Origin of the sequence: Pseudomonas brassicae (genome assembly GCF_010671725.1) — a bacterium.
GTDB classification, from domain to species: domain Bacteria; phylum Pseudomonadota; class Gammaproteobacteria; order Pseudomonadales; family Pseudomonadaceae; genus Aquipseudomonas; species Aquipseudomonas brassicae.
Genome location: NZ_JAAHBU010000241.1, coordinates 1 through 4,848, shown reverse-complemented (window position 1 = coordinate 4,848; position 4,848 = coordinate 1). Strand labels below are relative to the sequence as shown.

The following is a 4,848-nucleotide window of genomic DNA, read 5'->3' as shown; positions in this document are numbered from 1 at the left end:
CCACAGGGTCAGGCGGTGTTCACAAAACCTGTGGGAGCTGGCTTGCCAGCGAAGAGGCCAGCACAGCCAATACTGTCTACAGCAACAGCCGCGAAAAATCGCAGCAACGCACCGCCAACGCGGCCACGCTGGGGTTCAACCCGAACTGCCGGTCGGCCCGGTGCAACGCCGCATAGCGAATGCGCGGCAAACCCGGCGTGGTCACAATGGAGCGCAACGCCCCACGCTCGATCAGATGCGACAGGCACGCCTTGGGCAAATAGCTCACCCCCACCCCCGACAACGTCAACCCCACCTGCACCAGCAGGTTGTGGCTGGTGATGGTGCGCGGCATCTGCACCTTGTGCGTGGCCAACCAGCGCTCATAGATCAACCCCGTCCCCGACTGCGACCCCTGGGTCAACACCGTATGCCCGGCCAGCCGCTCCAGGCTCACCGGGTCGGCTTCCGGCACCAGCCCCGGCGCGCACATCCAGGCGTTCTCCACGCTTTTGAGCGGCGTGGCGACAAAGCGTGCATCGCTGTACACGTCGGGCACCACGATCAGGTCCAACTGGTCGCTCTCCAGCTTGTGGTACAGCTCGCTGCTGAGCTCCACCGAGGGCTCGATCTGCACCTTGGGGTACGCCTGGCGCAAGGCCTCGACCAGCGCCGGCAACCAGGTCAGCGCCGTCAGCTCGGTCACCCCCAGGCGAAACCGGCGCACCAGCACCTCCCGCGCGCTCACGCGTTCCAGCAGGTAGTCGCGCCGTTCGAGCAGGTCCTTGGCGTAATCGAGCAGCTCGCCGCCCTTTTCGGTCAGCCGCGCGTTGCGCTTGCTGCGGTCGAACAGCGCGACCTCAAAGGTCTCTTCCAGCTCCTGGATGCGCTTGGAGATCGCCGACTGCGACATGTTCAGCTTGCTGGCCGCCGCCTCGAAATTGCCCAGCTCGGCAATCCAGTACAGCGCCTCGATCTGCTTGAAGGTAATCATGGGCATTTCAACATGAAAAAAAGCGATGTTAGCGCATCAATTAATATCGCTAAAACTGTTTATTGAGTCGCCCTAAGATCGAGCCACAGCCACACCGGCCTACCCCCGATCACCAGGAGACTCCCATGTCCTTGCCCGGTTCGCGCATCCTCCCTTGCCCACCCCTGGCCCCGGCCGACCTGCTGCGCGCCTTCGAGCACGTGGTTACCCCGCACATCAGCGACAACCTCGGCCGTCACATCGGCGCCCGTGGCCTGACCCGCTACAACCGCAGCGGCAAACTGGTGGGCACCGCCCTGACGGTCAAGGTACGCCCCGGCGACAACCTGCTGATCTACAAGGCCATGACCCTGCTGCAGCCTGGCCACGTGCTGGTGGTCGACGCCCAGGGCGACACCAACAACGCGGTGATCGGCGAACTGGTCAAGCTGTATGCCCAGCAACGCGGCTGCGTCGGTTTTGTCATCGATGGTGCGATCCGCGACGTTGCCAGCTTCGAAGACACACCTTGCTACGCGCGTGCCGTGGTGCACTGCGGCCCCTACAAGAGTGGCCCGGGCGAAATCAACGTGCCGGTCTCGATCGGCGGCATGCTGATCCAGCCAGGCGATCTGGTGGTGGGTGACGAGGATGGCCTGGTTGCCTTCGCCCAGGCCGATGCCCCCGAGGTGTTGCGCCTGGCTGCGCGCCATGCCGACCACGAAGAATCGGTCAAGGCCGAGATCGCCACCGGTGCACTCAGCCAGAGCTGGATGGAAAAGGTGCTGCAACAACACGGCCTGGCCGGCTGAGGAGCCCCACATGAGCGACGCCTTTCTCTCACAACGCGTACTGAGCATCCAGCCCTCCCCCAGCATCGCGGCCAACGCACTGGTCAGCGAGCTGCGTGCCCAGGGCCGCGATATCGTCAACTTCACCGTCGGCGAGCCGGACTTCGATACCCCGGCGCATATCCTGCTAGCTGCCAGCGCGGCCATGCACAGTGGCGACACCCATTACACCGGCACCCTAGGTACACCTGCACTGCGCCAGGCCATCTGCACCAAGCTGCAGCGCGACAACGGCCTGGCCTACAGCACCGACGAAGTGGTGGCCGGCTGTGGCGGCAAGCACATCATCTACCACGCCCTGGCCGCGACCCTGAACCCTGGCGACGAAGTGATCGTACACACGCCGTACTGGGTCTCGTACCCGGATATCGCGCGGCTCAACGATGCCACACCGGTGATCATCCCGGGCAACGAAGCCGGCGGCTTCAAGCTGAGCGCGGCCGAGCTGGAACAGGCCATTACCGCGCGCACCAAGTGGGTCATCCTCAACAGCCCCAACAACCCCAGCGGCGCGGTGTACAACGCAGAGGAACTGTCAGCCCTGGCCGAGGTGCTGCGCCGTCACCCGTACGTGCTGGTGATGGCCGACGAAATCTACGAGCAGTTCGTCTACGCCGGGGTCCGGCATGTCTCGCTGCTCAACGTGGCGCCAGACCTCAAGCAACGCACGCTGATCGTCAACGGTGCGTCCAAGGGCTATGCCATGACCGGCTGGCGCCTGGGCTTCGGCGCCGGCCCCAAGTGGCTGGTACTGGCGATTGGCAAGTTGCTGTCGCAGACCACCACCTGCCCCAGCTCCATCAGCCAGGCCGCGGCAGTGGCCGCGTTTTGCCGGCGACCAGGCACCCATTGCCGGCATGCGCGAGGTCTACGAGCAACGGCGCGCGCGCATGCTGGCGCTGTTGCACGCCGTTCCTGGCCTGCGCTGCACCCCGCCCGACGGCGCGTTCTATGTGTTCGCCAATGTCGAAGCATTGATCGGCAAGCGCAGCGCAGATGGCACGCCGATTGAAAGTGACAGCGACCTGGTGGCGTACCTGCTGCGCGACCACGGCCTGGCCACCGTTGCAGGTGCAGCCTACGGCATGTCGCCGTATGTACGCCTGTCGTTCGCCAGTTCCCTGGAGATCATCGAAGAAGGCTGTCGTCGCCTGAAGAAAGCGTGCGAGACGTTGCGCTGACGATACCGCTGCACCCGACAGCCAGGGACCGGCTGCTCATTGACTGCCAATACCCATAACAATCGTCAAAATGAGGCACTTCATGCATACGCCCCGTATTCCCCTGGTCTGGCAAATCATGCTTGGACTGGTCGCCGGCATCCTGATCGGCGCCCTGCTGCACAGCTTTCCCGACTCGCGTGGCTGGATGGTCAGCAACGTGCTGCAACCGGCGGGCGACATCTTCATCAAGCTGATGAAGATGATCGTCGTGCCCATCGTCTTTTCGTGCATGGTGGTCGGCATCGCCGGGCACGGTGACGGCAAGGCGCTGGGGCGCATCGGTGTACGCTCGCTGCTGTACTTCTTCTGCATCACCACCACCGCGATCATCGTCGGCCTGGTGATCGGCAACCTGCTGCAACCTGGGGCCGGCACCGACCTCGCCAGCCTCAAGGCCGCGGCCATTACCCTGCCCACGGCCAGCGCAGGCAGCCAGGGGCTGGGCCAGATCCTTGTCGGCATCATCCCCGACAACGTGGTCAATGCCATGGCCCAGGGCAGCTTGCTGTCGGTACTGTTCTTTGCGGTGATGTTCGGCCTGGGCGTGTCGCGCCTGAGCGAAGAACGCCGTACCCCGATCATCGAGGTATTGCGCTCGGTGTCCGAGGCGATGTTCAAGGTGACCTCGATGATCATGGCCTACTCGCCAATCGGGGTGTTCGGCATGATCGCGGTCACGGTGGCCAACTTCGGTTTCAGCTCATTGCTGCCGCTGGCCAAGCTGATCATGGTCAGTTATGTGGCGATCATCTTCTTCACCCTGGTGGTGCTGGGTGGCGTGGCACGTTTTGCCGGTATCAGCCTGTTCGGCCTGATGCGGCACATCAAGGACGAGCTGGTGCTGGCATTTTCCAGTGCCAGCTCGGCGGCGGTGATGCCGCAATTGATGAAGAAGCTGGAGACCTATGGCGTGCCGCGGCCGTTGGTGAGCTTCGTGGTGCCGGTGGGTTACTCGTTCAACCTTGATGGGGCCTCGTTGTTTCTGGGGATCGGCACGTTGTTCGTCGCACAGTTGTATGGCATCGATTTGAGTCTGGGTGACCAGGCATTGCTGGTGGTGACCATGGTGCTTACCTCCAAGGGTGCGGCGGGCGTGCCGGGGTTCATGTTCGTGATCCTGTCGGCCACGCTGGCCAGTGCCGGGTTGCCGCTGGAAGGCATCGCGTTCATTGCCGGGGTCTACCGCCTGATGGAAATGCCGACCACGGCGCTCAACGTACTGGGCAATGCGCTGGCGCCGGTGGTGATTGCCAAGTGGGAGGCGCGCACCCGGGTTGAGCCACAGGGTGTGCAGGCGGGTCAGGGTCTACACTGACTGGCGAGCCTTCAAGAGGAGCGAATCATGGACGACCCTGCCGACCACAAGCCACCGACCTTCTGGCAGATGCTGCACAGCGTGTTGGCGGCGGCGTTTGGTGTACAGACGGGCAAGAACCGCGCGCGTGACTTCACCCATGGCAAGCCGGCGCACTTCATTGCGCTGGGCACGGCGTTCACGTTGGTGTTCATTCTGGTGCTGGTGGGGTTGGTGCAATTGGCGATGCATCTGACGGCCAGGTGAAGCGCGGGGGTCTCTATCTAGAAAGCGCGCCAAAAAGGCATGACCTGGCACCTGGTAGCCTCACCAGGGGGTGTCAGAAATTTTGTGTTCGGGCATAACATGAGTAAGAGGTGCATGTATGCCAACCAAAAAGAAATCTGAACGCAAACCAGTACGGGAGCTGCCGAAGCTTCCAAAGGAACTGCTGGATCAACTCCCTGAAACGCTGATGACCGCTGAGGCGATCGAAGAGGCTTCTGCGGCCTTCAAGAAAGCGCTGAT

General features: G+C 63.0%; 4 protein-coding genes and 2 pseudogenes. 5 read left to right on the top strand and 1 reads right to left on the bottom strand.

The window, feature by feature from the left end; translation table 11 throughout:
• Positions 1-76: 76 nt before the first annotated feature.
• On the bottom strand, positions 77-973 hold the full coding sequence (locus G3436_RS16795; protein ID WP_163947109.1) for a LysR family transcriptional regulator: 897 nt from the start codon (positions 971-973) through the stop codon (positions 77-79).
• 125 nt (positions 974-1,098) lie between these two features.
• On the opposite strand from G3436_RS16795, the gene G3436_RS16790 reads away from it, so the two are divergent.
• The 5 genes and pseudogenes from G3436_RS16790 to G3436_RS28590 form a co-directional block, all read left to right on the top strand.
• On the top strand, positions 1,099-1,764 hold the full coding sequence (locus G3436_RS16790; RefSeq protein ID WP_163947106.1) for an RraA family protein: 666 nt from the start codon (positions 1,099-1,101) through the stop codon (positions 1,762-1,764).
• Between the two features lie 10 nt (positions 1,765-1,774).
• Positions 1,775-2,984, top strand: a pseudogene (locus G3436_RS16785) (pyridoxal phosphate-dependent aminotransferase).
• A gap of 82 nt (positions 2,985-3,066) precedes the next feature.
• A complete protein-coding gene (locus G3436_RS16780; RefSeq protein ID WP_163947101.1) occupies positions 3,067-4,341 on the top strand; it encodes a cation:dicarboxylate symporter family transporter in 1,275 nt (424 codons plus the stop codon).
• Positions 4,342-4,368: 27 nt separating this feature from the next.
• A complete protein-coding gene (locus G3436_RS16775) occupies positions 4,369-4,587 on the top strand; it encodes a DUF2970 domain-containing protein (protein WP_163947098.1) in 219 nt (72 codons plus the stop codon).
• Positions 4,588-4,705: 118 nt separating this feature from the next.
• A pseudogene (locus tag G3436_RS28590) lies at positions 4,706-4,848 on the top strand (IS256 family transposase); the annotation flags it as partial.

Bases quoted from the DNA above. Each gene is read 5' to 3' on its own strand.
- G3436_RS16790 (WP_163947106.1), top strand. From the start codon at position 1,099: ATGTCCTTGCCCGGTTCGCGCATCCTCCCTTGCCCACCCCTGGCCCCG.
- G3436_RS16795 (WP_163947109.1), bottom strand. From the start codon at position 973: ATGATTACCTTCAAGCAGATCGAGGCGCTGTACTGGATTGCCGAGCTG.
- G3436_RS16780 (WP_163947101.1), top strand. From the start codon at position 3,067: ATGCATACGCCCCGTATTCCCCTGGTCTGGCAAATCATGCTTGGACTG.
- G3436_RS16775 (WP_163947098.1), top strand. From the start codon at position 4,369: ATGGACGACCCTGCCGACCACAAGCCACCGACCTTCTGGCAGATGCTG.